Annotated in this window: 24 protein-coding genes; 17 read left to right on the top strand and 7 right to left on the bottom strand. The window is 56.5% G+C overall.

Translation table 11 applies throughout. The annotated features are described in order from the left end of the window. Position 1 precedes the first annotated feature (1 nt). The 3 genes from surE to E8M78_RS08065 all read left to right on the top strand — a co-directional run bounded on the left by surE (position 2) and on the right by E8M78_RS08065 (position 3180). Positions 2-769, top strand: coding sequence for a 5'/3'-nucleotidase SurE (gene surE / locus E8M78_RS08055; RefSeq protein ID WP_137134580.1), 768 nt, complete (start codon positions 2-4; stop codon positions 767-769). A gap of 8 nt (positions 770-777) precedes the next feature. Then, positions 778-1419, top strand: coding sequence for a protein-L-isoaspartate(D-aspartate) O-methyltransferase (locus E8M78_RS08060; protein ID WP_170973365.1), 642 nt, complete (start codon positions 778-780; stop codon positions 1417-1419). A gap of 195 nt (positions 1420-1614) precedes the next feature. After that, positions 1615-3180 carry a peptidoglycan DD-metalloendopeptidase family protein gene (locus E8M78_RS08065; protein ID WP_246658268.1) on the top strand — a complete coding sequence of 522 codons (1566 nt, stop codon included), beginning with the start codon at positions 1615-1617 and terminating at the stop codon, positions 3178-3180. 63 nt (positions 3181-3243) lie between these two features. On the opposite strand, the gene E8M78_RS08070 is transcribed toward E8M78_RS08065, so the two are convergent. Then, positions 3244-4116, bottom strand: coding sequence for an ATP-binding protein (locus E8M78_RS08070; RefSeq protein ID WP_137134583.1), 873 nt, complete (start codon positions 4114-4116; stop codon positions 3244-3246). 198 nt (positions 4117-4314) lie between these two features. On the opposite strand from E8M78_RS08070, the gene yajC reads away from it, so the two are divergent. The 5 genes from yajC to E8M78_RS08095 all read left to right on the top strand — a co-directional run bounded on the left by yajC (position 4315) and on the right by E8M78_RS08095 (position 9150). Continuing rightward, positions 4315-4665: a preprotein translocase subunit YajC gene (yajC, locus tag E8M78_RS08075; protein WP_137134584.1), complete on the top strand. Its 351-nt coding sequence runs from the start codon at positions 4315-4317 to the stop codon at positions 4663-4665. Positions 4666-4737: 72 nt separating this feature from the next. Further along, positions 4738-7305 carry a protein translocase subunit SecDF gene (gene secDF, locus E8M78_RS08080; RefSeq protein WP_137134585.1) on the top strand — a complete coding sequence of 856 codons (2568 nt, stop codon included), beginning with the start codon at positions 4738-4740 and terminating at the stop codon, positions 7303-7305. 2 nt (positions 7306-7307) lie between these two features. Further along, complete coding sequence (locus E8M78_RS08085) at positions 7308-7694, top strand: Mth938-like domain-containing protein (protein WP_137134586.1); 387 nt, start codon at positions 7308-7310, stop codon at positions 7692-7694. A 31-nt stretch (positions 7695-7725) separates the two neighbouring features. Further along, on the top strand, positions 7726-8568 hold the full coding sequence (locus E8M78_RS08090) for a phytoene/squalene synthase family protein (RefSeq protein ID WP_137134587.1): 843 nt from the start codon (positions 7726-7728) through the stop codon (positions 8566-8568). Positions 8569-8679: 111 nt separating this feature from the next. Further along, a complete protein-coding gene (locus E8M78_RS08095) occupies positions 8680-9150 on the top strand; it encodes a hypothetical protein (protein WP_348640111.1) in 471 nt (156 codons plus the stop codon). On the opposite strand, the gene trmFO is transcribed toward E8M78_RS08095, so the two are convergent. From trmFO to E8M78_RS08110, 3 genes are all read right to left on the bottom strand, one after another. Further along, a complete protein-coding gene (gene trmFO, locus E8M78_RS08100; RefSeq protein ID WP_137134588.1) occupies positions 9112-10566 on the bottom strand; it encodes a methylenetetrahydrofolate--tRNA-(uracil(54)-C(5))-methyltransferase (FADH(2)-oxidizing) TrmFO in 1455 nt (484 codons plus the stop codon). The two genes, E8M78_RS08095 and trmFO, sit on opposite strands and share 39 nt — an antisense overlap. Positions 10567-10632: 66 nt before the next feature. Next, positions 10633-11259, bottom strand: coding sequence for a glutathione S-transferase family protein (locus E8M78_RS08105; RefSeq protein ID WP_137134589.1), 627 nt, complete (start codon positions 11257-11259; stop codon positions 10633-10635). Positions 11260-11395: 136 nt separating this feature from the next. Beyond that, complete coding sequence (locus tag E8M78_RS08110) at positions 11396-12610, bottom strand: NADP-dependent isocitrate dehydrogenase (protein WP_137134590.1); 1215 nt, start codon at positions 12608-12610, stop codon at positions 11396-11398. A gap of 172 nt (positions 12611-12782) precedes the next feature. Here E8M78_RS08110 and E8M78_RS08115 point away from each other — a divergent pair, with 172 nt between their 5' ends. From E8M78_RS08115 to E8M78_RS08145, 7 genes are all read left to right on the top strand, one after another. Then, entirely contained in the window at positions 12783-13313 is a 531-nt protein-coding gene (locus E8M78_RS08115) for a hypothetical protein (protein ID WP_137134591.1), read from the top strand. Positions 13314-13414: 101 nt separating this feature from the next. Then, positions 13415-13927, top strand: coding sequence for a hypothetical protein (locus E8M78_RS08120; RefSeq protein ID WP_137134592.1), 513 nt, complete (start codon positions 13415-13417; stop codon positions 13925-13927). Positions 13928-14014: 87 nt separating this feature from the next. Next, positions 14015-14842, top strand: a complete 828-nt coding sequence (locus tag E8M78_RS08125) for an RNA methyltransferase (RefSeq protein WP_137134593.1) — start codon at positions 14015-14017, stop codon at positions 14840-14842. Further along, positions 14823-15626, top strand: coding sequence for a glutamate racemase (gene murI / locus E8M78_RS08130; protein WP_137134594.1), 804 nt, complete (start codon positions 14823-14825; stop codon positions 15624-15626). Before E8M78_RS08125 ends, murI begins: the two co-directional genes overlap by 20 nt. A gap of 378 nt (positions 15627-16004) precedes the next feature. Further along, the gene (locus tag E8M78_RS08135; RefSeq protein ID WP_137134595.1) at positions 16005-16241 is read left to right on the top strand and encodes a DUF1127 domain-containing protein; all 237 of its coding nucleotides are present in this window, start codon (positions 16005-16007) and stop codon (positions 16239-16241) included. A 174-nt stretch (positions 16242-16415) separates the two neighbouring features. Then, positions 16416-17051 (top strand): LysE family translocator, encoded by a 636-nt coding sequence (locus E8M78_RS08140; RefSeq protein ID WP_137134596.1) that lies wholly within the window; start codon positions 16416-16418, stop codon positions 17049-17051. 220 nt (positions 17052-17271) lie between these two features. Continuing rightward, positions 17272-18798 carry an ATP-binding protein gene (locus E8M78_RS08145; protein WP_170973366.1) on the top strand — a complete coding sequence of 509 codons (1527 nt, stop codon included), beginning with the start codon at positions 17272-17274 and terminating at the stop codon, positions 18796-18798. Between the two features lie 33 nt (positions 18799-18831). Here the strand turns inward: E8M78_RS08145 and pepT are convergent, their stop codons facing one another. Together pepT and E8M78_RS08155 are read right to left on the bottom strand one after the other, a co-directional pair. After that, positions 18832-20076 carry a peptidase T gene (pepT, locus tag E8M78_RS08150; RefSeq protein WP_137134597.1) on the bottom strand — a complete coding sequence of 415 codons (1245 nt, stop codon included), beginning with the start codon at positions 20074-20076 and terminating at the stop codon, positions 18832-18834. 126 nt (positions 20077-20202) lie between these two features. Beyond that, on the bottom strand, positions 20203-21192 hold the full coding sequence (locus tag E8M78_RS08155; RefSeq protein WP_137134598.1) for a TerC family protein: 990 nt from the start codon (positions 21190-21192) through the stop codon (positions 20203-20205). Between the two features lie 425 nt (positions 21193-21617). Between E8M78_RS08155 and rpsD the strand changes: the two genes are divergently transcribed. Continuing rightward, positions 21618-22235 (top strand): 30S ribosomal protein S4, encoded by a 618-nt coding sequence (gene rpsD, locus E8M78_RS08160; protein ID WP_062554618.1) that lies wholly within the window; start codon positions 21618-21620, stop codon positions 22233-22235. A gap of 60 nt (positions 22236-22295) precedes the next feature. Here rpsD and sthA read toward each other — a convergent pair whose 3' ends face one another. Then, entirely contained in the window at positions 22296-23792 is a 1497-nt protein-coding gene (gene sthA, locus E8M78_RS08165; RefSeq protein WP_137134599.1) for a Si-specific NAD(P)(+) transhydrogenase, read from the bottom strand. Between the two features lie 236 nt (positions 23793-24028). On the opposite strand from sthA, the gene E8M78_RS08170 reads away from it, so the two are divergent. Continuing rightward, positions 24029-24760, top strand: a complete 732-nt coding sequence (locus tag E8M78_RS08170; protein WP_137134600.1) for a FadR/GntR family transcriptional regulator — start codon at positions 24029-24031, stop codon at positions 24758-24760. The last annotated feature ends 56 nt before the right edge of the window (positions 24761-24816 follow it).

The raw sequence follows: 24816 nt of genomic DNA on the forward strand, positions 1-24816 counted from the left end.
AATGCGGATCCTGCTCACCAATGATGACGGGATTCACGCAGAAGGACTGCGGGTGCTTGAGGGCATCGCCCGCAGTCTCTCGGACGATGTCTGGATCGTAGCGCCTGAGACAGATCAGAGCGGCCTTGCCCACTCCTTAACCCTGTCCGATCCGCTGCGTCTGCGGAAGGTCTCTGACAAGCACTTTGCAGTCCGTGGAACGCCGACCGATTGTGTCATCATGGGTATCCGGCACGTGCTCAAAGACAAGCCGGACCTCATCCTATCTGGCGTCAATGCTGGTTCGAATCTCGCAGATGATGTGACCTATTCCGGCACGATTGCAGCCGCAATCGAGGGAACGATCCAGGGTGTCCGATCAATCGCGCTCAGTCAGGCCTACAGGCATGATGCAGAGGGGCGGTTCATTCCCTGGTCGGTGGCCTCGCATCACGGCGCGGATCTGGTGCGCAAGCTTCTCCCGATCGCTTTACCGGAAGGAACCTTTCTGAATGTCAATTTCCCCGCCTGCGCGGAAGGGGAAGTTGAGGGGCTTGATGTGACGACCCAAGGCAAGACGGATTTCGCACTGGTTGTGGATGAGCGTCAGGATGGCCGCGGAAATCCTTATTTCTGGCTGCGATTCAGCGACCGGAAAGGCCGTTTCCTGGAAGGGACCGACATCGCTGCAGTACGTGCAAATCGTATTTCCGTTACACCTTTGCAACTTGATCTGACAGATCATGCCGCATTGAAGAACCTATCCGCCGCTTTGGGAGTTTCTCGTTGAAGACAGCGATGATCGAGAGGGAAGGTTTTGCCTCTCTGGTCCTTCGCCTGAGGGCGCAAGGCGTAACGGACCTCGATCTTCTCACAGCCTGCGAACAGACACCGCGCACCGAGTTTGTTCCCTCGCAGTTCGTCAACGAGGCCTATTCAAGCCGTTCTATTCCGATCGACTGTGGCTCCTTCATGGAGGGCGCTGATCAGGCGGTTCGCATTCTGTCTAAACTGCAGTTGAAGCCTGGTCATCGTGTCTTGGAAATTGGCACAGGCAGCGGTTATCTGACGGCAGTTATGGCGCGCATAGCCGAGCGCGTATTGTCGGTGGATCGCTTTCGAACCTTGATCGCCGCTGCCCAGGAACGTGTCGATTCGCTTGGTTTGCGTAACGCTATCGTGCGGCAGGCGGATGGCATGAATGGCATGCAGGGTGAGGGTACCTTCGACCGGATCATTGCAACTGCCGCATTTACTGCCGTTCCACGTTTCTATGCTGATCAGTTGGTTCATGGGGGATCGATGATCGCCCCTATGGTTGTTGATGAAGAGAACTGCATGATGGTTCGTCTGACGAAAACCGGCAGCCGTTTTGAACGTGAAGACCTTTTTCCGGTGAGTTATCTCCCGCTTGTGCCGCATATCGCTTCATATTTGTGAGCTTCGGCTAAGAAAGTTCCGCATTTGGTATAAGCCCTGCGGAACGCTTGCGTATTCATGGTTAGCAAATTGCGAAAAAAGTGAATCGTGCGGACGCGCCTTAACCGGTCAGTAAGACTAACGCGCTTTAATGATACCTACATTGAGTACTGTCGTTGTGTAGGTCGGGTCATGCGTTTGAAGAGTTCGTCGAACATGAGAAAGTCAGCCGTACGCGTTGCCGTTGCGGCCTTTCTGGCGAGTGCAGCAACGGGATGCAGTTCCGACGCGTCTCGCTTTACGGGTATCTTTGATAAGGATAACCTGACAACGGCATCTATTCCGCAGCGTCAGGGCGGCGGTGCCTATGGTGCGCCTCCAATTCCTGCCGAGGATGTTGGCACAGGTGGCCGATACCAGTCTGCTTCTGTTGCACCGGCGCGGGCGCCCGTTACCAATCAGGGTTATCAAAACTCCGGTGCTTACCCGGTTGCGAGTGCATCGCCGGTCCGTGCTGTTTCTTCTGCGCCAATCCAGCGCGCGCAGCTTGCCCCGCCGACAGCGCAGCCTCTGCCGTCTGCCCGTGACATGCAAACCCGCCAGGAGGCCATGGCGCAGCCGATGCCGCCGCGCATCTCTTCCGCACCTGCAATGAAAGCGCAGGCTCCGGCTGTCATGAGCGATGCGGTTACAACTGGCTCCACACCGGCAGCGAATGGCTGGTCTGTCGGCAACGCTCCGAAGGTTACACTTCGTCCGGGCGAAACTGCGGCTACGCTTTCCAAGCGTTACGGCGTTCCGGAGCAGGAAATCCTCAAGGCAAATAATGGTCGCCTGGTCCCCGGTCAGATCGTCGTGATTCCTACTTACGCCAATCGCAGCAACCCGGCGAAGATGGCGGCAGGTGCTATTGATCTGCCGAAAAACAGTCCGCAGCCAGGACCTGCCGATCAGAGCCAGAAGGTTGCCGTGGTGCCGGGCGCCCCTCCGCTGCGTGACAAGGCGCAGGCCGAGGTAGGCAAGTTGACGCCGCCCGCATCAGGCGGTCATCCAGGAGCAGGGTCCTACACCGTAAAGGCAGGAGACAGCCTCGCGAAGATCGCACGTGCTACCAATACGCCGATCGATCAGTTGAAGGCCATGAATGGCATTACGGATGGCAATCTCAAGGTTGGCCAGACGCTGAAGGTCGGTGGTTCCGGAGATGCGGTCAAGACCGCCTCTATCCCGAGCAAGCCAGCCGACAAGCCCATGGCAGCTGTCGCTGACAAGGCGGAAGCTGCTGCCGCAAAGGCCGAGGCTGCCCAGCCAAAGGCGCAGGAAAAGCCCGCGGCTGCACAGACCGCCAGCTTGAGCGATGTTCAGAACAAGATGGACAACACGACGCCTGCGCCAAGCTCCACCGGTATCGGAAAATATCGCTGGCCGGTCACCGGTGCGGTCATCGCTTCATTCGGCCAGAACGTGAACGGTAGCCGTAATGACGGCATTGATATCTCTGTTCCAGAAGGCACACCGATCAAGGCTGCGGAAAATGGCGTCGTCATTTACGCTGGTAACGGTCTCAAGCAACTTGGCAATACGGTCCTGATCCGCCACGACGACGGCAAGGTGACGGTCTACGGTCACGCATCGAACATCTCGGTGTCTCGTGGCCAGAAAATCCAGCGCGGCCAGACGATTGCAACTTCCGGCATGAGTGGTGATGCCAAGCGTCCGCAGGTCCACTTCGAAGTCCGCAAGGACGCAAGCCCGGTCAACCCTTCGACTTATCTCGAATAGAGTAGTGCGTTTCGAGAGCTCGGAAGCCCGGCTGTCCTGAGGGACAGGCCGGGCTTTCTGCGTTCAGGCGCGGTCGAGAGGTTTGCGCAGTCGCCCAGCGAGATCCTGAATATATTGCCAAGCGACGCGACCAGAACGCCCCCCACGCGTCGTTGCCCATTCCAGCGCTTCGGCGTGAAGAAGATCCTGCGTGATTCCCAGTTCGAAGTGCTCGGCATAGGCATCGATCATCGCGAGATAGTCGGTCTGGTTGCACTTGTGAAAGCCCAACCAGAGACCGAACCGATCCGACAGCGAGACTTTCTCTTCCACCGCTTCGGATGGATTGATCGCCGTCGACTGCTCATTCTCCATCATATGGCGTGGCAGGAGGTGGCGCCGGTTTGATGTTGCATAGAACAGAACATTGTCGGGACGTCCCTCGATTCCGCCGTCAAGTGCCGCCTTTAGCGACTTGTAGGCGGTATCATCGTGGTCGAAGGACAGGTCGTCGCAGAAAACGATCACACGTTTTCCGCTTTCTTTCAGAAGATCGAGGAGGGCAGGCAGTGAAGCGATATCCTCGCGATGAACCTCGATCAGCTTCAAATCCGGGTCGGTGCTTGCATTGATGTCGGCATGTACGGATTTAACCAGCGACGATTTTCCCATGCCACGCGCGCCCCAGAGAAGGACATTGTTTGCCGGAAAACCCTCCGCGAAGCGCTGTGTGTTTTCATGCAGAATATCCCGCACGTGATCGACGCCGCGTATGAGCTTGAGGGCAACCCGGTTCGGCTTGCGTACCGGATGAAGTCGCTGACTGACAGGCTGCCAGACGAAACAATCCGCAGCTGACCAATCATTGATAGCTGGCGGAGGCCCCGCAAGTCTTTCCAGCGCGTTTGCCAGTCGTGTGATTTCCGCGAGCAGAGCAGCAGCATTATCCACGGACATTTGATCCTCCAGGCGCGATTTCTGGTCTTTCAGAGCATGTTTTGCAGCGGGTTAGCATGGCGTTTTGCAGGCCGAAAGGGTATTAGCCCTGAATTCGGTACTCTACGTGTCGGTCGATCTGTTGCTTTTGTGCCAAGGGTAACTATAGTCCGGCCGCTCGAAACGGGGTGCCTCGTTCCGAATTTCTGGGAGTCATAGATGTTCATTACTGAAGCATTCGCCCAAGCCCAGGGCGCTGCACCCGCTGGATCCGCCTTCGGTTCCGGCCTCGAAATGCTTTTCCTCTTCGCGCCGCTCATGGTGGTCTGGTACTTTTTCCTGATCCGCCCGCAGCGCGCGCAGATGAAGAAGCGGCAGGAAACGCTTTCGAACATTCGTCGCGGCGATCAGGTTGTCATGGGTGGCGGGATCTCCGGCAAAGTCACCAAGGTTGTCGATGACAATGAACTCGAAGTGGAAATCGCGGATGGGGTGCGCGTGCGCGTGATGCGTTCCTACGTCGCTGAGGTCCGCGTGAAGGGCGAGCCGGTCAAGACTGAAGCCGCCTAATTTTATCTTATCCGGAGCGAGGCGCGCGTCATAGCGCGCCCGTTCGTTTGAAATCAGAGTGTCGAGAGTTCCATGCTATACTTCTCCCGCTGGAAAACGCTTTTTATTTGGTTCGTCATCGCAGTCAGCGCGCTGATAGCGGTTCCCAACCTTTTCAGTAATGAGCAGTTGGCAAAGCTTCCGCACTGGTTTCCGATCAAAAAGATTACGCTCGGCCTCGATCTCCAGGGTGGTTCGCACATCATGCTCAAGATCGAGCGTGCGGACATCCTGAAGGAGCGTCTTGAGACTATCGTCGGCGATGTCAGAAACGTGCTTCGCGAAGGCAATATTCGCTACACCGGCCTGAGTGGTACCGGCCAGCAGATCCAGGTGCGCTTGACGGATGTCGCGCAGTTGGATGCTGCCAAGACGGCGCTTCAGCCGTTGACCAACCCCGTGTCAGCTGGAAATTTTGGTGGTACGATCACCGAAGTAACGCTTCAGGATGAAGGTAACGGACAGCTTCGCCTTAATCTGACGGATGCCGGTATCGAGTACCGCATGTCGTCTGCCCTGACGCAGTCGATTGAGGTCGTTCGCCGCCGCGTTGATGAGTTGGGCACGACAGAGCCGCTGATCCAGCGTCAGGGCACCGACCGCATCATTGTGCAGGTGCCAGGTCTGCAGGATCCTCAGCGTCTGAAGGCGCTGCTGAACCAGACTGCAAAGCTTTCTTTCCACATGGTCGATACGTCCATGCCGGTTCAGGAAGCTTTGAATGGCCGCCCTCCGGCCGCCTCGCAGATCATGTATTCCACGGATGATCCTGCAGTTCCCTATCTGGTTGAGCGCCGTGCACTCGTGTCTGGTGAGAACCTTGTGGACGCCCAGGCGAGCTTCAATCAGCAGAACAATGAACCTGTTGTGACATTCCGCTTCGACTCGCGCGGTGCGCAGCGTTTTGCGCAGGCAACACAGCAGAATGTCGGTCGTCCCTTCGCAATTGTTCTCGACGATCAGGTTATCTCTGCTCCGGTCATTCGTGAGCCAATTGTCGGCGGATCGGGCCAGATCTCCGGTAACTTCACAGTGCAGGGTGCAAACGATCTGGCCGTTCTTCTGCGCGCTGGCGCCTTGCCTGCGACCCTGACTGTGGTTGAAGAACGCACGGTCGGTCCGGGTCTCGGTGCGGACTCCATCCGTGCTGGCGTGATCGCAAGTATCATCGGCGCCGCATCCGTCGCCTTCTTCATGTTTGCCTTCTATGGCTTTTTCGGTTTCCTGGCCAACGTCGCGCTCGCAGTCAACATCGTGATGATCCTGGCAGTTCTGAGCATGATCGGCTCAACGCTGACGCTACCTGGTATTGCCGGTATTGTATTGACGATGGGTATGGCAGTCGACTCGAACGTTCTCATCTACGAGCGCATTCGTGAGGAAGTCAAAAGCGGGCGATCAATTATTCCTGCCATCGACAGTGGCTTCCAGCGAGCATTCGCGACGATCATTGACGCTAACCTCACAACTCTGATCGCAGCAGTGGTTCTATTCTATCTCGGCTCCGGTCCGGTCCGAGGATTTGCCGTTACGCTTGCAATCGGCATTATCACCACGGTCTTCACAGCCTTCACCTTCACAAGCTGGATGTTCTCGCTGTGGATCCGCCGTTCGAAGCCGAAGGCGCTGCCGAAGGGAATTCGGACCGGCGTTTTCGATGGGCGTGGCCTGCCGTTCATGTCGATCCGCAAGTATAACTTCGGGATTGCGGCTGCCCTGTCCATCGCATCGCTTCTGGCATTTGCGACGGTTGGCATGAATCTCGGCATTGACTTCAAGGGCGGTTCGATCATCGAACTCAAGGCCAAGCAGGGCGATGCCGACATCGGTGATATTCGCGCGCGACTTGATCAGTTGAACCTTGGAGAGGTTCAGGCGCAGGGCTTTGGTGGTACGCAAGACGTTCTGGTGCGTGTGCAGGCGCAGGAGGGGGGTGAGAATGCAGAGCAATCCGCTCTTGAACGCATTCGCAATGAGCTTGGCGCCGATTACGAATTCCGCCGCGTGGAAGTCGTCGGTCCCGCAGTGTCGGGCGAGCTATCCTACAGTGCGACGCTGGGCGTTGGTATCGCGCTGCTCTTCATTCTGGTCTACATCTGGTTCCGGTTCGAATGGCAGTTTGCAGTCGGTGCGATCGTCGCAACGATGCACGATGTGATCCTGACAATAGGCCTCTTTGTTCTGACTGGTATCGAGTTCAATCTCACCAGTATTGCGGCGATCCTGACCATCGTCGGCTACTCTCTGAACGACACCGTTGTCGTCTACGACCGAATGCGAGAGAACTTGCGGCGTTACAAGAAGATGCCGCTGACCGAGCTTATCGATATCTCCATCAACCAGACGCTGTCCCGCACGGTCTTGACCGGCTTGACGACGATGATTGCACTTTCCGCACTTTATCTGTTCGGCGGCGAGGTCATTCGTTCCTTCACCTTTGCAATGCTTTTCGGTGTGGCCATTGGCACATTCTCGTCCATCTATATCGCGGCACCGATCCTGATTGCCTTCCGCTTGCGGCCCGATGCCTTCAACAAGGATACGGGCGACGACAAAGGTAAGAAGTCCGATAGTGTACCCAACGGAAAGCCGAGCGTTTAACGGTGGCAAGGAACGTTGAAATCCGCGATGCGCATTTTCCGGGGCGGGCTCCCATCGACGCCTATGGCAACGGTGGGTTTCGTTTCGCTGACATGTCTCATCGCGGATCGCTTCTCTGTCTTCCCTCGGGCATCTACGGATGGGAGATGACAGAAGAAGCGCTACTTGATGTCTCGTTGTTTGATCGTGTTCTGGCAGAGGCGGGCGATTTTGAATTTCTGCTGATTGGCACCGGTAGTGACATCCGTCCGATACCGGCGCCGCTGAAGGCTGCCTTGCGTGCCAGGGGAATTTCGTCCGATCCGATGGGAACCGGCGCGGCGGTCCGCACGTATAACATCATGCTGAGCGAATCACGCCCGGTCGCTGCAGCCCTGATTGCAATCTGATTACTGCTTTTAACGCATGGTGCGCGAGACGATGAGCGATCCGCTGGAAATCTGCCTCACCACTTTGCGCGATACTGATCGGGATCGGTATCTGGCTTGTCTTCTGTCACCCGCGGAAAAGCGAGGTTTCCTGGCAGCCCTCTATGCATTCAATGCAGAGATCGCCCGTATCCGAGAGCTTACCAAGCAGCCGCTGGCAGGCGAAATTCGACTGCAATGGTGGCGTGATCTCCTTGAAGGGGATGCAAAGGGAGACGCGGCTGCCAATCCTGTGGCAGGAGGGTTGCTGAAGGCAATCGAAGCGTTCGATCTCCCGCGTCAGCCTTTGTTGAATATGCTCGATGCGCGCATCTTCGATCTGTATGACGATCCCATGCCGGACCGGTCTTCCCTTGAGGGCTATGCCGGTGAAACCGCCTCGGCTTTGTTGCAGCTTGCGACGATGATTCTAGATCGTGATGCAGCAACTGGTATCAGCGAAATTTCGGGCCATGCCGGTGTTGCCCAAGCTATCTCTGGCATTCTGTTGCTGATGCCAATTCATCGGCGCCGGGGGCAGGTTTATCTTCCGCAAGATATCCTGCGCGCGACCGGACTTGACCGGGACATCTTTCTACAGGCCGAAGGCGGGGAAAGGCTGGACAATGCGATCCGTGCCTTCGTCGCTCTTGGACACGAGCATCTGAGTAAGGCGCGTTCGGCTGGTGTTATTCCGAAAAGCCTGATGCCTGCATTTCTCCCGGTTACCTTGGTGCCGTCGATTCTGGCTCATGCTGACCGTAAAGCAGGGAGCGTTCTGATCGAACACTCTCCTTCTCCCCAATGGCTGCGCCAGATTCGGATGCTTAGAGGCCTCGTCCGCAATCGTATTTGATCAATGTCTGCCACGCAGTTTGATCCACACTCGCGCAAGCCACGGAATCTATTTTCCAGAGGCATAAGCTGCAGCCAGCAGACCTGATTCAATTATGAGAGCGATACCGGCATGAGTCTGAGTTTGATCATTTGGGGTCTCGTCTGCCTGGCCCTGGTCGCCGTCGCCTATTACGTCACCCGAATGGCCAAAGACGACGAAGACAGCCTGCACGACACCGGGCTTGCGATACTGGAATTTGGTCGCGCCTTTCCCAACGAAGCCATCCGCAGCCTGCATCAAACGGTGGATGGTAACGCGATCTTCGTGCGTACTCATGAAAACAAAGCCGGCATCATGCGCAACCATCGTCGGCATTTTTCATGTCACCTTATTGAACCGGGTAGCGCACGCGTCACGCCGCTTGCCACGGGCAGGGGCTTTGAGATCGAATTTCTCGATGCGCCCAGCCAAAACGGGACGTTCATATTTGCAACCACGGAAGATGCCGCCGAAGTATCGCTCTGGCTGCTCGGTAATCTACTTGCGACCCCGAAGGCTGGTTCAAGCTTCGACGGGAATCTCGACTCCAGCACGATCTGACACCGGGAGATTGACGCCGAGCCAATGCGCGCAGTCTTGAAGCGCACGTCGTGCCATCAACTGACGTTTCATGATCGTTTTGTCTTTGCCCCTGAAGCGCTTAACGCCTTCTGGTTTGACAATTGATCCGGGCTCAAGTTCAGGAAACAGGCCGAAATTGATGTTCATCGGTTGGAAAGAGCGCTTTCCAGGCTCATCCTCGGAGACAAGGTGACCCCCGGTAATGTGGTTCAACAATGAACCAAGAGCGGTCGTGGCAGGCGGCGTCGAGATTTCGTGACCGGTTCGCTCAGCCGCTGCGAAGCGGCCGGCAAGCAAGCCAATCGCCGCACTCTCCACATAGCCTTCGCAGCCTGTGATCTGGCCCGCAAACCGCAGTGTTGGGCGGCTCCTCAGCCTCAGCGTGTGATCCAGCAACGTTGGCGAGTGGATATAGGTGTTGCGATGCAAGCCGCCAAGGCGGGCAAACTCCGCGTTCTGGAGGCCAGGTATCATGCGGAAGATTTCGGCCTGGGCACCGTATTTCAGCTTCGTTTGGAAGCCGACCATGTTGTAGAGCGTGCCCAGTGCATTGTCCTGGCGAAGTTGTACGACCGCATAGGCCTTAACCGTTGGATTATGCGCATTGGTCAAACCCATGGGCTTCATCGGGCCGTGACGCAGCGTCTCGCGGCCGCGCTCTGCCATAACTTCGATGGGCAGGCAGCCGTCAAAATATGGAGTGCCTTCCCATTCCTTGAAGCCGACCGTATCGCCCGCAATCAAGGCGTCGACGAAGGCATCATACTGCTCCTTGTCCAAGGGGCAGTTAATGTAGTCCTTGCCGTTGCCGCCGGGACCGACCTTATCGTAGCGCGACTGATACCAGCAGATATCCATGTCGATGGAATCGCGATGCACGATGGGTGCAATGGCGTCGAAGAAAGCGAGTGAATCCTTGCCGGTTTCAGCCTGTATAGCGGCTGCGAGCGATGCTGACGTGAGAGGTCCGGTCGCGAAGATCGTGAGGCCCCAGTCCGCAGGCGGCAGACCTTCAACCTCTTCACGCACGACCGTGATCAGTGGATGTTCCTCAATCGCCTTTGTTACGGCCTCAGAAAATCCGTCGCGGTCGACGGCCAAAGCGCCACCGGCGGGAACCTGATGCTTGTCGGCGCAGGCCATGATGAGGCTACCCGCCAGACGCATTTCAGCATGGATGACACCCACTGCATTGGCGGTCGCGTCGTCCGAACGGAATGAGTTGGAGCAGACAAGTTCTGCCAGTCCATCGCCCTTGTGAGCGTCGGTTCCCCGCACGCCGCGCATTTCATGCAGAATCACCGGCACCCCAGCCTGCGCGAGTTGCCACGATGCCTCAGATCCGGCCAGCCCGCCGCCAACCACATGAACAGGAGAAATAGAGCTATTTGTCATGGGCGCGTCATTATCATGGAGCGCGACAAGAGCCAAATGGAAACGGCGCTCGTCGCGCTCCATGGATCATGAGGCCTTCTGCGTTTGCGCAGCCAGTGCATCGTCCAGTTCGTTCGCACGCTTGTAGGCCGCGCGGTTCACCAGGTTCTTCACATAGGCCTCGAAGGCCGGGCGCCTTTCAATGCTATTAAACTGCATGCCCCACATCAGATGCGCTCCGATATAGATGTCTGCAGCGGTGAATTGATCTCCAGCAATATATTGCGATTTGGATACCACCTGTTCCAGTGCGTTCAGGACAAGAGTGTAGGAGCCGTAGCCGACCATACCTTCCTTATCGCTCGGTACCTCGAAGCCCAGATTTCGATTGGCGACCGCCGCTTCCAGCGGACCGGCTGCAAAAAACATCCAACGGTAATAGTCTCCACGGTTGGAGAGTACTGGCGCAATTGCCGCCGCGGGGAAGGCATCGGCGAGATAGGCGCAAATTGCTGCGCATTCGGTTACGATCGTGTCGCCGTGTTTTAGTGCTGGCACTTTGCCCATCGGATTGATCGCCAGATAGTCCGGCCCCTTCATATCCGGGCCATAGGCGATGACCTTGACATCGTAGTCAGCGCCGATCTCCTCAAGCGCCCAGCGCGCAATCCGCCCGCGAGACATCGGGTTTGTATAGAGAGTGAGATCCGCCATGTTGATCCTCCAGGTTTGTTCCTTATATGTTCCAATAGTATCGGCCAGTATAACCTGTGACAAGGCGCGATTTTGCCCATAAAAAAACCCGGCCGCGCCGCGACCGGGTCCGAACTTGTCCACGAAGAGGATGGGCTTACGCGCCCATGGCCTTCTGCAGGTTCTCGTCGATCTTGTCGAGGAATGCGGTGGTGGAGAGCCAAGGCTGGTCCGGACCGATGAGCAGTGCCAGATCCTTGGTCATGAAGCCGTCTTCGACTGTGGCCACGCAAACGCTTTCCAGCGTGGACGCGAAGCGAGCCAGTTCGGCGTTGTCATCGAGCTTTGCACGGTGTGCGAGACCACGGGTCCAGGCGAAGATCGAGGCGATCGAGTTCGTCGACGTTTCCTGGCCCTTCTGATGCTGGCGATAGTGACGCGTAACCGTACCGTGTGCGGCTTCTGCTTCTACCGTCTTGCCATCCGGCGTCAGAAGAACGGACGTCATCAGACCCAGAGAGCCGAAGCCCTGGGCAACCGTGTCGGACTGTACGTCGCCGTCATAGTTTTTGCAGGCCCAGACATAGCCACCGGACCACTTGAGAGCGGAAGCAACCATGTCGTCGATCAGGCGGTGCTCGTAGGTGATGCCAGCATCCTTGAACTGATCCTTGAATTCGGTCTCATAGACTTCTTCAAAGATGTCCTTGAAGCGACCGTCATAGGCCTTGAGGATCGTGTTCTTGGTGGACAGGTAAACCGGCCACTTGCGCATCAGGCCATACATCATGGAGGCGCGCGCGAACTCGCGGATCGACTCATCCAGGTTGTACATGGCCATGGCGACGCCGGCGCCAGGAGCGTTGAACACTTCCTTCTCGATCACCGTGCCGTCTTCACCGACGAACTTGATGGTCAGCTTGCCCTTGCCGGGGAACTTAAAGTCCGTTGCGCGATACTGGTCACCAAAGGCGTGACGACCAACAACGATCGGCTGGGTCCAGCCCGGAACAAGGCGCGGAACGTTCTTGCAGATGATAGGTTCGCGGAAAATAACGCCACCCAGGATGTTGCGGATCGTGCCGTTCGGGCTCTTCCACATTTCCTTGAGGTTGAATTCCTTCACGCGTGCTTCGTCAGGCGTGATCGTTGCGCACTTGATGCCAACGCCATACTTTTTGATGGCATTTGCCGCATCAACAGTAACCTGGTCGTTCGTCGCGTCGCGGTTTTCAACAGAGAGGTCGTAATAGTCGATGTCGAGGTCGAGATAGGGGTGGATCAGCTTGTCTTTGATAAGCTGCCAAATGATGCGCGTCATTTCATCGCCGTCGAGATCAGCGACTGGATTTGCGACCTTGATCTTCTTCATATACCTGCCTCTTTGTCTGCGGGAGACGGAAGTTCCCAACTGTGGTGAACGGGTCTGGTGCGCTATAGCATTGACGCGTCGCAGTGCAAAGCGCTGGCAAACGATTTGCCATTGCCAAAAGGTGGAAGAGGGCTACGGTGCGCCATCTTTCTGCTTTTAGGATTCTCTACTCATGCGCATGCTTCCGATCGTCCTGCTCGCCTCCGGTTTGGCAACCAACGTCTTTGCGGCAGATGTCACCGATCCCGTGAAGCAGGTGATGGACATGACCAAGTTCAACTGGGAGAGCGTTGATCAGGAGTGGAAGTACATCTTCGACAAGGAGCCGCTTTCGAAGCTCTACAGCAAGCGCTTCCAGGATGCCTACAAAGAGGCATCCAAGCATCCGGCCTATGATACGGAAAACAATCAGCCGGGAGATCCCTTTGGCTATGATGTCATTACAAATTCGCAAGATGGCTGCCCGCTGCAGGACATCAAGATCACACCCGCTGCGCAGCAAAACAACATCACGGAAGTCAAGGTTTCCTTCAAGATGTGGACCTGCATTGATGATGCCCAGATTAAGGACGGTGTGAGCGAAGTCAGCTTTGACATCATTACTGAAAACGGCAAAACGGTGATTGATGACATCCATCGGATTGGCGATGGCGAGAAGGACTCACTCCTTGCAGAGATGCAGGCTATCGCCAAGGGCCAATGATCTGCCGCTCATGGCGAGGCCGGTTATAGCCAGCATGCGCTGGATGTGATCGGCCTTGGTTCCTGAAGGGTGTCTGTGGCGCCAGTTCAGGGGTAGTTTGCATGTGTTATCTTCGAATTGCTTATGTTGCCGCATCGCTTCTTGGATGCGCGGCCGCAGCCTCAGCCAACGAGCCGCTCGATCCGGTCAAGGCGGTGATGGAAGTCGCTGTCAAAGGGAAGGGTGAATACTTCGATCCCAATTCACTCATGGCGCTCTACAGTCTCGCTTTCACGCGCGACATGGTGGCGGCCATGCTGAAGACCAAGGAGAAGGACGGGGAAATGCTGCTGGATTACGATCCGGTGATCGGCGGCCAGGACAATTGCCCGCTGAAGAATGTGACCTACAAGCAAGGCCAGCAGAAGGGCAAGAAAGTCACCGTCCGCGTGGAGTTTTCCGCCATGGGCTGCTTCGGTGACAAGTCTATTCGCCGTGTCGATTTCGATCTCGTGCAAGAGGGATATGCCGTCCCCACGCAATGGTATTTCGTTGATGATATTCGCCACGTCGAGAAGGACGGAAAGACCACGATGTCGCTTCGCCAGCAGTTGAAGGAAATGGCGGCCAACTAGGCAAATCGCGTTTGTTGAATCGTTGCCTTTGATTTTCCGGCTTTCTTGTGCCAGTGAACGCCGGAAAATCAACACGGCAAGGTTACCATGGCAGGCACAAACAGCGAGCGCGAACTTCTGGCAGAAGGCCCGGCTATCATCCTCGTTGAGCCTCAACTGGGCGAAAACATCGGCATGGTTGCGCGTGCCATGGCAAACTTCGGTCTGGTGGAACTTCGTCTCGTCAATCCGCGGGATGGCTGGCCGAGTGAGAAAGCGCAGGCCGCTGCTGCCAAGGCAGACCATGTTATCGAAGGCACGAAGGTCTACGACACACTTGAAGAAGCGGTATCGGATCTGAACTTTGTATTTGCAACAACAGCTCGCCAGCGGGACGGCTTCAAACATGTTCGTTCACCAGTCACTGCCGCAACGATGTTGCGGGAGCGGTTCAACGCGGCGGAAAAGACCGGCATCCTGTTTGGTCGCGAACGCTGGGGCCTGACCAATGAAGAAGTGGCGCTGGCGGACGAGATCGTCACGTTTCCGGTCAACCCTGCCTTTGCATCACTTAACATCGCCCAAGCCGTTCTTCTGATGTCCTACGAGTGGATGAAAAGCGGAATGGAGGATATCGCTGCCACGCCATTTCAGGTGGTTGATCAGAAGCCTGCGACCAAGCAGCAGTTGTTCGGCTTCTTTAACCAGATCGAAGAAGCACTGGATGCGCGCAATTACTTTCATCCGCCCACAAAAGTGCCAAAGATGATCGACAACCTTCGCGCTGTCCTGTCGCGCCCCGGCTTTACAGAGCCGGAAATCAGCGTTCTTCGTGGCGTGATCACGTCGCTTGATCAATTCCAGCGCCGTTGGCCGAAAGGGAAAAAGCCGGTCGATACCGGAGAGGGGAAGGCGGATGACGGAGCAGACGGCTGACCTCAAACCAGTCCTGGTTTTTGATTCTGGCATTGGCGGATTGACGGTTTTGCGCGAAGCGCGGGTCTTGATGCCAGAGCGCGGTTTTATTTACGTCGCAGATGATGCCGGATTTCCCTATGGTGGCTGGGAGGAGGGCGCTCTGAAGGAGCGTATTCTTAGCCTCTTCGCAAAATTGTTGTCTCAGTATGAGCCCGAAATCTGCATCATTGCCTGCAATACGGCCTTTACGCTGGCAGGCGCTGATCTCCGAACTGCATTCCCGCAAATGACATTTGTCGGAACCGTGCCCGCCATCAAGCCAGCAGCAGAGCGCACGCGCTCAGGTCTGGTTTCTGTTCTGGCAACACCGGGAACGGTCAGGCGAGCCTATACGCGCGACCTTATTCAGTCCTTCGCCAGCCAGTGTCACGTGCGCTTGGTGGGATCGGAAAATCTGGCGCGGCTCTCGGAAGCCTACATTCGTGGAGAATCGGTCTCCGATGATGATGTCAGGGCCGAGATCGCCCCCTGTTTTGTCGAAAAGGACGGCGCGAAGACAGATATCGTCGTGCTTGCCTGCACACACTATCCCTTCATGGCCAATGTCTTCCGCAAGCTGGCCCCCTGGCCGGTCGATTGGCTTGACCCTGCCGAAGCAATTGCGCGACAGGCGAGGCGACTCGTTCCACTCGTGCCTCACGCTGAACATCCTGCTGGCTTTGATTTTGCCTATTTCACCTCTGGCAGTCCCGGCTTTTCGACGCAGCGTCTGATGCAGGGCTTTGGCCTCAGCGTGCTGTAACGATTAATCGTTGCGAGACGACAACACCGATACCCTGTTAAGTTCAATCTTTGGATGTGGTTCTTGCAGCTATCAAGATTCTGTGAGATTGTTTCCCCGTCCGCAACTCAAAACAGGAGGCGATAATGACGATTACATCCGTGCATGCATGCCTTTCTGGCGGAGCAGCCCCGACCCCACACGCGTTCTCAATGCGACGTCCGGGCTATATGATTGGCTTTACTCACTAAAGTCATTTTCGCGCCGTTACGGCATTTACCCAAACCATCTGACGCTCAGACCTTGAAGCAGCGCGTTACTGCGTCTGCTTGATGCGACGCGGCGTCCTTTCTCACTTTAAAAGGATCTGGTTGTCGAGAGGCGCCAGAACGATACGCTATGCGAAAATCACAAGTTGAAGTTGCGGAGTCGCTGAACTCGGTGGTCACTCACCTGTTTCAACAATTCGGATTGTGGGCTCTTTTACGGGCCTTGTGGGCTGCAATCCTGCTCGAACAGCAAAAGAAGAATGATCTTCGCCAGCTCTCCGACCGCATGCTGAGAGACATTGGCGCGGAAGGTCAGGAAGATCATCTCCGCCCCAAGCGGTTTTCTCCATGGGATATCCGTTTTTGACGCCTGCAACCGAGTTGAGCGTCGTCCACATTCCATGCGGACGACGCTGTAACGTTAGACCGGTTCGTCGGCGCGGCTAACAAAAAACTGCTTCCCTGTTTCTGGTTATATCCAGTCAGGCCGGTTCAAGCATAAAGTGTTGGTCAGACGTGATTCCGAACCTGGAGGTGCTGCATGTCCTTTGAAAACTGGTTGGCCTTCGTGGCAACGGCCTCCGTTGTTCTCGCCATTCCCGGCCCAACGATTCTGTTGGTGATTTCCTATTCGCTGACCCATGGTCGCAAAATAGCAGGTGCCACGGTTGCCGGGGTGGCGCTCGGAGACTTCACTGCCATGACGGCCTCGATGTTGGGCCTCGGTGCGCTTCTCACGACCTATGCAAGCCTTTTCACTGTGTTGAAATGGGTCGGCGCGGCCTACCTCATTTATCTCGGCATCAAGCTCTGGCGGGCGCCTGTCAACGCTGCTTCCGTTGAGGAAGCGCAGGCTGACGCGACCGTGAAGCCTGCGCGGATTTTCCTGCACACCTATATGGTGACGGCGCTGAACCCGAAGAGCATCCTGTTTTTCGTGGCCTTCCTGCCGCAGTTTCTCGACGTGACTCAGCCGTTTCTGGCGCAGATGGTGATCTTCGAAGTCACGTTTCTGGTTCTGGCGACGCTGAATGCGGGACTTTACGGCTTGCTGGCGTCCTCCGCCAGAAACACGATCCGAAGCCCGCGCGTTCAGCGCGCCGTCAACCGGACAGGCGGAACACTGATGATTGGCGCAGGCTTTCTGGCAGCTGGTATGCGCCGTGCCGCCGCCTAAAGCATCGGGCGAAAAAGTGGAATCCGGTTTTTCGCTCAATCGATGCGTCAACAGAGAAATTAGAGCGGCAGGCCGTTTCCGATTAGTCGCCCGACGCTCTAAGCAATTCTCTGTTGATCGACTGGCTTTCGGGGCGCTGCGGGTTCGATTATCTGATAAGGATAGAATGGAGCCGCAGTGAGTCCGGCGTCGTAACCAGCGTCATCTTGAGGGAAGTGCAGTGCAGGTAGGCATCGATATGGGAACTCTGTCCGGCGGGCAGCCGGCCAAGCTCGATATCGAGGAGCTTTTGGCCACCCGCTTGCTGGTGCAGGGCAACTCCGGATCCGGCAAATCACACCTCTTGCGGCGGTTGCTGGAGCAGTCGGCCCAGTGGGTGCAGCAGGTCATCATTGATCCCGAAGGTGATTTCGTCACGCTTGCCGATAAATACGGGCATATTGTTGTCGATGGAGAGCGAACGGAAGCGGAGCTCATCGGGATTGCAACGCGTATCCGTCAGCACCGCGTTTCCTGCGTTCTGACATTGGAAGGCCTCGACATTGAGGAGCAGATGCGTGCCGCAGCTGCATTCCTCAACGGGCTTTTTGATGCCGATCGCGAGTACTGGTATCCGGTTCTTGTCGTCGTGGATGAGGCCCAGATGTTCGCGCCATCCGTCGGCGGTGACGTGTCGGAAGATGCCCGCAAGATGTCGCTCGGCGCCATGACAAACCTGATGTGCCGCGGTCGCAAGCGCGGTCTGGCAGGCGTCATTGCAACACAGCGACTGGCCAAACTCGCCAAGAACGTTGCCGCCGAAGCCTCCAACTTCCTGATGGGCCGGACCTTTCTGGATATCGATATGGCTCGTGCTGCTGACCTGCTTGGTATGGATCGGCGTCAGGCGGAAATGTTCCGCGACCTGAAGCGCGGAAATTTCGTCGCGCTGGGACCGGCCCTTTCGCGCAGGCCGCTGCCTATCGTGATAGGCAGCGTGGAAACCTCCGCACGGTCTTCGTCACCCAAGCTGATGCCACTGCCGGATGCGCCGCAGGATGTGGAAGACCTGATCTTCACCCCCGATCCGGAAGAATTCACGCGGCCCGTTACGCGGCGGGCCCCGCCTGCGCCGCGGCCGACAACGGATATTCTGGCGGAGCTTTCCCGCTCCCCGCAGGCGGCGATGCCTGCTCCTGCGGAACCGGCCAAGCCCGCACAGCCGGAACTGACGGCGGAGCAACGGGAGGAGCGTATTGCAGCGGTTCTCTCCGAGATCATCGATGATCCTCAGGCCGCCTACAGAACGGATTCGGTTCTCTATCAGGACTTTCTGGTCCGAGCGCGTATGCGGCGTTTGCCCGGTACGCCCATGTCGATGAGTGAGTTTCGCAGGCGCGTTGCCATCTCGCGTGCCGGTGTCGATGAGGAGACAGCGGCGACACCTGGCTGGCAGACAGCACTTGAGTTGTCGGCTCGTGTTTCAGATGATCTTCAAGGGGTCTTCCTACTGATGGCCAAGGCTGCTCTGATTGGAGAGCCCTGTCCATCGGATATGCGTATCGCAAAGGCTTATGGAACGCATTCGGCGCGGCGTGCGCGGCGGCTTCTCGGTTACTTTGAGGAGCAGAACCTGATCGTCGTCCACGCAGACTTCTCCGGCAAGCGCATCGTCGCCTTTCCGGATCTCGACGTTCAGACCGCGCCCGGTGCTGCGGACGCGACCGATGACGAACCTGCCTCGGTCGATCGCCTTGCTGCGGAGTGAGAGAGACCGTGGAGGTCTCTCTTGAATGTGTCTTCAGATAGCGCGCTCTTCGAAGACCTTGACCAGTTCGATTATTGTCTTCACCGAAGTTTCCATGTCCTGAACACTGACCCATTCGAGCGGCGAGTGATAGGCATGCCCACCGGTGAATATATTAGGGCAGGGAAGGCCCATGAAGGAAAGGCGTGATCCGTCTGTTCCGCCGCGAATACTGGCGAGCTTCGGCGTCAGACCGACCCGCTTTGTCGCTTCGACAAGGTTTTCGACTACAGCCGGATACTGGTCGAGTACGACCTTCATGTTTCGATACTGTTGCTTTACCGTAAATGTGAAACTGGAGCCGGGATAGGACTTCAGTACATCCTCTGTAATGGAACGAAGAAGCCCTTCCTTTTCGATCAGACCAAATTCTTCAAAATCCCGAATGATGAAACTGATGCGGGCACTTTCCATGGCGCCGGAAATGCCAACCGGGTGAATGAAGCCCTGGCGCCCTTCCGTGGTTTCCGGTGTCTGATCCTGCGGCAGGTTGGCAACGATGCGGCTGGCAATCTTGATGGCATTCTCCATCCGATCCTTTGCGGTGCCGGGATGCATCGCGACGCCAGTGATTTCAATCGTCACACCGTCGGCAGAGAAGGTTTCGTTCTCGATTTCACCGACCGTCGAGCCGTCCAGCGTGTAGCCGAACTTCGCGCCGAGTTTCTGGAGATCAACCTTGTCAGCGCCGCGTCCGATTTCCTCATCGGTCGTGAACAGGATCTTGACCGCTCCGTGTGGAATTTCCGGATGTGCTAGCAGATACTGCGCAGCCGTCATGATCTCGGCGATTCCGGCCTTGTCATCCGCGCCTAGAAGCGTGGTGCCGTCGGTTGTGACAATGTCGTGGCCAATCTGATTTTTCAGCTCCGGATGATCTGAGACGCGAATGACCTGGGAAGTGTCGCCCACCAAACGGATGTCTCCACCCTGATAGCTGCGCACGATCTGGGGCTTGACGTTGGTGCCCGTAAAATCCGGCGCTGTATCCATATGGGAGCAGAAGCAAATAACGGGCACGTCTTTGCTGCTCGTCGCGGGGATGGTTGCGTAGACATTACCGTGCTCATCAAGGTGAGCGTCATCAAGGCCCAACTCTCTAAGCTCTCGCTCCAGCAGTCGTCCCAGGTTCTTTTGCTTCTCCGTGGAGGGCTGCGAACTGGACGTTCCGTCCGATTGGGTATCGATCACGACGTAACGCAGAAAGCGCTCGAGAACGGTATCGTGTGTGGCAGTCATGGCAGGGCATCCGATTCGAATTGAAAGCATGAGAAACAACCCGAGCATGAGTGCTGAAAAAGCCGGAGCTTGCAAACAAAAACCGCGCCGTTGAGGGCGCGGTTTCCGTCTTCAATTCTCTGGGGCTTACTGCTTTGCTTCGATTTCCGGCTTCGTGTTCCTTGTTGCCCAAAGGGAGCCCAGGATACCGGCGGCCAGGATGCCGATGGTAACCGTAAGCGAGACGACCGGCGGGATCTTGGCAAGGCCCAGCATATCCGCAAGGAAGATCTTGGAGCCGATGAAGATCAGGACGACCGACAGAGCATACTTGAGATAGGTGAACCTGTGGATCAGCGCAGACAATGCGAAGTACAGAGCGCGCAGGCCGAGGATCGCGAAGATGTTGGACGTGTAGACAATGTACGGGTCAGTCGTGATCGCGAAAATTGCCGGGATCGAGTCGACCGCGAAGATAACGTCCGCCAGTTCAACCATCACAAGCGCAAGGAACAACGGCGTGATGAAGGTCTTGAGTTTGCCCGTAGCAGGGTCGGTCTCACGTACCAGGAACTTCTCATTGCGCAGTCCGTCGGTCACCGGCAATTTCTTGCGCAAGAACTTCAGGACCGGGTTCGACGCGACATCATATTCCTGATCGGCGGTCAAAAGCATCTTGATGCCCGTGATGATCAGGAAGGCTGCGAAGAGATAGAGAACCCAGCTGTAGTTTTCGACAATGGCCGCACCGGCGGCAATCATCACGCCTCGCAGTACGATAACTCCGAGAATACCCCAGAGAAGAACTCGGTGCTGATAGGCGCGAGGAATGGAGAAGTAGCCAAATATCATCGCTATGACGAAGATATTATCCATGGCCAGGCTTTTTTCGACCACAAATCCGGTCAGATATTCAAGGCCTGCCTGCTCGCCGCTCTGGAACCAGATCCAGCCGCCAAAGGCGAGGCCGAGCGCAATATAGAAAGCAGAAAGCGCGAAGCTTTCCTTGATGCCGATTTCGCGGCTATCCTTATGGAGAACACCCAGGTCGAGGGCGAGTAGAACGAGTACGACTGCAACAAAGGTAAGCCACATCCATAGCGGCTTGCCCAATAGATCGATGAAGAGAAAATCCATGACGGGTTATCCGAAGCCGGATCAAGTTGACTCTCTAGCACCGACATCACGGGTCGATCCGGCAATACACGTCAGAGGGGCCCGGTGCTGCAGACACACATGGTTTTTCTCTCGCCAAGCTTCAAGAGTGGACATCAAAAAATAATCACCTCGATTTCACTTTAGTGAATGCTTTATTTATAGTTGTATATCGTGCCTGCGTTGCTGAGGGGAGGAAGCGGTTGACATTTCTTCATCAGCCCCCTAAAGACCGGGCCAACACGGGGTGGCAACGCCCGGTGTTTCATTGACATGTCCCGTGGCTGTCTCCGGACGCTCTGTGAGAAGCCTGTCAGAGCCATCGCAAGATGTTGCTCTTAGGAGGGCGTGTTTCCTCTGGTCCGGTTTGGCGACAGACCGGTCTGTTTACGTTTGAAGGAAATACGATGAGCAAGCGCGCGTCGTCCAAGTACAAAATCGATCGCCGTATGGGCGAAAACATCTGGGGTCGTCCGAAGTCCCCGGTCAACCGTCGCGAATACGGTCCTGGCCAGCACGGTCAGCGCCGCAAGGGCAAGCTGTCCGATTTCGGTGTTCAGCTCCGCGCCAAGCAGAAGCTCAAGGGTTACTACGGTGACCTTCGCGAGAAGCAGTTCCGTTCGATCTACGACGAAGCCAACCGTCGCAAGGGCGATACCGGTGAAAACCTGATCGGCCTGCTCGAGTCGCGCCTTGACGCAATCGTCTATCGTGCAAAGTTCGTTCCGACCATCTGGGCTGCTCGTCAGTTCGTGAACCATGGTCACGTCACGGTCAACGGCGTTCGCGTCAACATCGGTTCCTACCGTTGCAAGGCCGGCGACGTCATCGAAGTTCGTCAGAAGTCCAAGCAGTTGGTTACGGTTCTCGAAGCCGTTCAGCTCGCAGAGCGTGACGTTCCGGACTACATCGAAGTTGATCACAACAAGATGGTCGCCACCTACGTTCGCGTTCCGACCCTGTCCGATGTTCCTTACGCCGTGATCATGGAACCGAACCTCGTCGTCGAATTCTATTCGCGCTAATAGTTACGAAAAAGGCGGCCACGAGCCGCCTTTTTTGCATGACGAGTTGGAGCCGCCCCGTTACGAGGCGGCTTTTTTCTTGGGTTCAGCGGGCGCGACATCTGCACCTGAACCAGCAGTCGAATCAGTTGGCTGTGCTGTTGCCACTGGTGCCTCTTTCGGGCCTTCTCCCATTCTGTTCCAGGCGTCCAGACCGGCGATCTTGTAGGCTTCCGCAAGTGTTGGATAGTTGAAGGTGTTCTCGACGAAGTACTCGACGGTCCCTTTCAGGTTGAGTACTGCCTGTCCGATATGGACCAGTTCAGTCGCGCCTTCACCTACGATGTGAACGCCTAGCAGGCGGCGTGTTTTCAGTGAAAAGATCATCTTCAGCATGCCGGTGTCGAGGCCCATGATGTGGCCGCGAGAGGTTTCACGGAAATGGGCAATGCCGGTCTCATAAGGAATTCCGCGCTGAAGAACTTCTTCTTCGGAAAGCCCGCAGGTGGAAATTTCTGGCACCGCGTAGATGCCATAGGGGAAATATTGCGGGGGTTCGCTGGCGGGTACGCCAACCGCGTGCCGTGCTGCGATGCGACCTTGCTCCATCGAGGTGGAGGCAAGACTCGGAAAGCCGACGACGTCACCCGCCGCATAGATGTGCGGAACGGAAGTCTGGAATGTTTCGGGATCAACCTTCAACCGACCTCTGTTATCGGCCTCCAGCCCGGCTGCGGCAAGGTTCAGCGTGTCAGTAGCTCCAACGCGCCCCGCTGCAAACAGAACCATTTCGGCCTGGAGACTTCGCCCGCTTTTCAGTGTGACGCGGCATTTCCCGCCGTTTGGTTCGCGCTCAACCGACTCAACCGTTTGGCCGAAAATGAGCTTCATGTTGCGGTCGCGTAGCTGGTAGGTGAAGTCTTCCACAATTTCCTTGTCGATGAAATCCAGCATGGTCTCGCGCGGTTCAACTACTGTGACTTGCGTATCGAGAGCGCTGAATATGGTGGCGTACTCGATCCCGATAACGCCTGCGCCAACGACGATCAATGATCGTGGGACCCGCTTGATTTCCAGCAACTCATCGCTATCGAGTACGGCCTCGTTATCGAATGGAATGTGCGGCGGGCGATAGGGGCGGGTGCCTACAGCCAGAAGAACGGAGGCCGTCGTGACGCGAAGCATCTCGCCATCACTCTTGGCGATTTCAAGCGTGTGCGGATCAACGAACTGAGCCCTTCCACGCATCTGTTGAACCCTGTTTCGGGCAAACTGATGCTCGAGCACCTCAACTTCATGGTCGAGCGTTATCAGCAGGCGACGGCGCAGGTCTTCCGCACTGATTTCCTGCTTGACCCGATAGGCGCGCCCGTAGAAGCCACGCTCTCGCCAACCGGTCAGATTGAGCGCCGTCTCGCGAAGTGTCTTGGAGGGGATCGTTCCCGTGTGCACCGACACACCACCGACACGCCGCCCCTGCTCGACGACAAGCACCCGTTTTTCCAGCTTGGCAGCCTGAATTGCGGCTCTTCTGCCTGCGGGTCCACTACCGATAACGACCAGATCGTATTGATACATGATGAGCCTCGTTGCGCGTTGCGGTCTCTATTGCGCCGCAACATCCGTAATTCGTCAAATATAACCTCCAATTCTAACCAATTCCTGACGCCCTTGGTTTCCGACAAGTCAGTGAGTGCCGGCACCGAACTCGCATCGCACAAACCATGTGCATTGCACAAACATGTGCATATTTTAGCTTGACACAATAAAGGCATAATACCACAAATGAACCAATCGTAAAATTGGTTCATACAATGGTCCAGAACACCCCGCCGCCGGACAATGCAAATTACGCGCTCGAAAAGCTGCGTGAACTGTTGCGTGACGGGAAGGTTGCCGCCGATGGAAAGCTGCCGACTGAACGCAACCTTTCGGAGATGCTGGGTGTCGGTCGGCGGGCGATCCGTCGGGCATTGGAGGTCCTGGAGGCTGAAGGCGAGGTTTGGCGCAGGCAGGGATCCGGTACGTTTGTTGGCCAAAGGCCCGGCAACTGGCCCGGCAACGTCGATGCCATTGTCGCGGGAACGGACTTCATGGAAATCATGGAGGTGCGCCTTCGTATCGAGCCGCAACTGGCGCAACTGGCGGCCATGCGTGCGAAGCCTGCAGAGTTGGTTCGCATGCGTGAGCTGGCTCGAAAGATCCGTGAAAGCGAAGATGCCGACGCCCGCGAGCTCTGGGATGGCGCGCTGCATCGCCAGATTGCTCAAAGCGCCCGCAACCAGCTCTTTCTGACCATTTTCGATGTGATGAATCACGTCCGTCAGGACGAAGCCTGGCAGGCCATTCGCGAGCGCGCCCGGTCCGGCACGGCAATCACCATGGCCTATGCGCAGCATGAAGACATCATCGAGGCGATTGCAGCGCGTGATCCGGCGCGAGCGGGAGAAACGATGCGGCAGCATCTGCTGATGCTGCAAGAGCGCCTCATCCGCGAAACCTCGCTTGACCATGAACCTGCCAACCTGGGCCAGCAGGCTTCCTGACACATTCAAACCGGCGGCAACAAGCCGGAAGATCCGAACCAATTGAATTAATCGAT

Origin of the sequence: Rhizobium sp. FKY42, from assembly GCF_005222835.1 — a bacterium.
Lineage (GTDB): Bacteria > Pseudomonadota > Alphaproteobacteria > Rhizobiales > Rhizobiaceae > Neorhizobium.

What these genes read in the sequence shown, in the direction of transcription:
- E8M78_RS08125 (WP_137134593.1), top strand. Translation starts at nt 14,015, where the DNA reads ATGGCAGGCACAAACAGCGAGCGCGAACTTCTGGCAGAAGGCCCGGCT.
- E8M78_RS08065 (WP_246658268.1), top strand. Translation starts at nt 1,615, where the DNA reads ATGAGAAAGTCAGCCGTACGCGTTGCCGTTGCGGCCTTTCTGGCGAGT.
- murI (WP_137134594.1), top strand. Translation starts at nt 14,823, where the DNA reads ATGACGGAGCAGACGGCTGACCTCAAACCAGTCCTGGTTTTTGATTCT.
- secDF (WP_137134585.1), top strand. Translation starts at nt 4,738, where the DNA reads ATGCTATACTTCTCCCGCTGGAAAACGCTTTTTATTTGGTTCGTCATC.
- rpsD (WP_062554618.1), top strand. Translation starts at nt 21,618, where the DNA reads ATGAGCAAGCGCGCGTCGTCCAAGTACAAAATCGATCGCCGTATGGGC.
- E8M78_RS08060 (WP_170973365.1), top strand. Translation starts at nt 778, where the DNA reads ATGATCGAGAGGGAAGGTTTTGCCTCTCTGGTCCTTCGCCTGAGGGCG.
- E8M78_RS08110 (WP_137134590.1), bottom strand. Translation starts at nt 12,610, where the DNA reads ATGAAGAAGATCAAGGTCGCAAATCCAGTCGCTGATCTCGACGGCGAT.
- E8M78_RS08120 (WP_137134592.1), top strand. Translation starts at nt 13,415, where the DNA reads ATGTGTTATCTTCGAATTGCTTATGTTGCCGCATCGCTTCTTGGATGC.
- surE (WP_137134580.1), top strand. Translation starts at nt 2, where the DNA reads ATGCGGATCCTGCTCACCAATGATGACGGGATTCACGCAGAAGGACTG.
- E8M78_RS08105 (WP_137134589.1), bottom strand. Translation starts at nt 11,259, where the DNA reads ATGGCGGATCTCACTCTCTATACAAACCCGATGTCTCGCGGGCGGATT.
- E8M78_RS08115 (WP_137134591.1), top strand. Translation starts at nt 12,783, where the DNA reads ATGCGCATGCTTCCGATCGTCCTGCTCGCCTCCGGTTTGGCAACCAAC.
- trmFO (WP_137134588.1), bottom strand. Translation starts at nt 10,566, where the DNA reads ATGACAAATAGCTCTATTTCTCCTGTTCATGTGGTTGGCGGCGGGCTG.
- E8M78_RS08095 (WP_348640111.1), top strand. Translation starts at nt 8,680, where the DNA reads ATGAGTCTGAGTTTGATCATTTGGGGTCTCGTCTGCCTGGCCCTGGTC.
- E8M78_RS08090 (WP_137134587.1), top strand. Translation starts at nt 7,726, where the DNA reads ATGAGCGATCCGCTGGAAATCTGCCTCACCACTTTGCGCGATACTGAT.
- E8M78_RS08140 (WP_137134596.1), top strand. Translation starts at nt 16,416, where the DNA reads ATGTCCTTTGAAAACTGGTTGGCCTTCGTGGCAACGGCCTCCGTTGTT.
- E8M78_RS08170 (WP_137134600.1), top strand. Translation starts at nt 24,029, where the DNA reads ATGGTCCAGAACACCCCGCCGCCGGACAATGCAAATTACGCGCTCGAA.
- E8M78_RS08155 (WP_137134598.1), bottom strand. Translation starts at nt 21,192, where the DNA reads ATGGATTTTCTCTTCATCGATCTATTGGGCAAGCCGCTATGGATGTGG.
- yajC (WP_137134584.1), top strand. Translation starts at nt 4,315, where the DNA reads ATGTTCATTACTGAAGCATTCGCCCAAGCCCAGGGCGCTGCACCCGCT.
- sthA (WP_137134599.1), bottom strand. Translation starts at nt 23,792, where the DNA reads ATGTATCAATACGATCTGGTCGTTATCGGTAGTGGACCCGCAGGCAGA.
- pepT (WP_137134597.1), bottom strand. Translation starts at nt 20,076, where the DNA reads ATGACTGCCACACACGATACCGTTCTCGAGCGCTTTCTGCGTTACGTC.
- E8M78_RS08135 (WP_137134595.1), top strand. Translation starts at nt 16,005, where the DNA reads ATGCGAAAATCACAAGTTGAAGTTGCGGAGTCGCTGAACTCGGTGGTC.
- E8M78_RS08070 (WP_137134583.1), bottom strand. Translation starts at nt 4,116, where the DNA reads ATGTCCGTGGATAATGCTGCTGCTCTGCTCGCGGAAATCACACGACTG.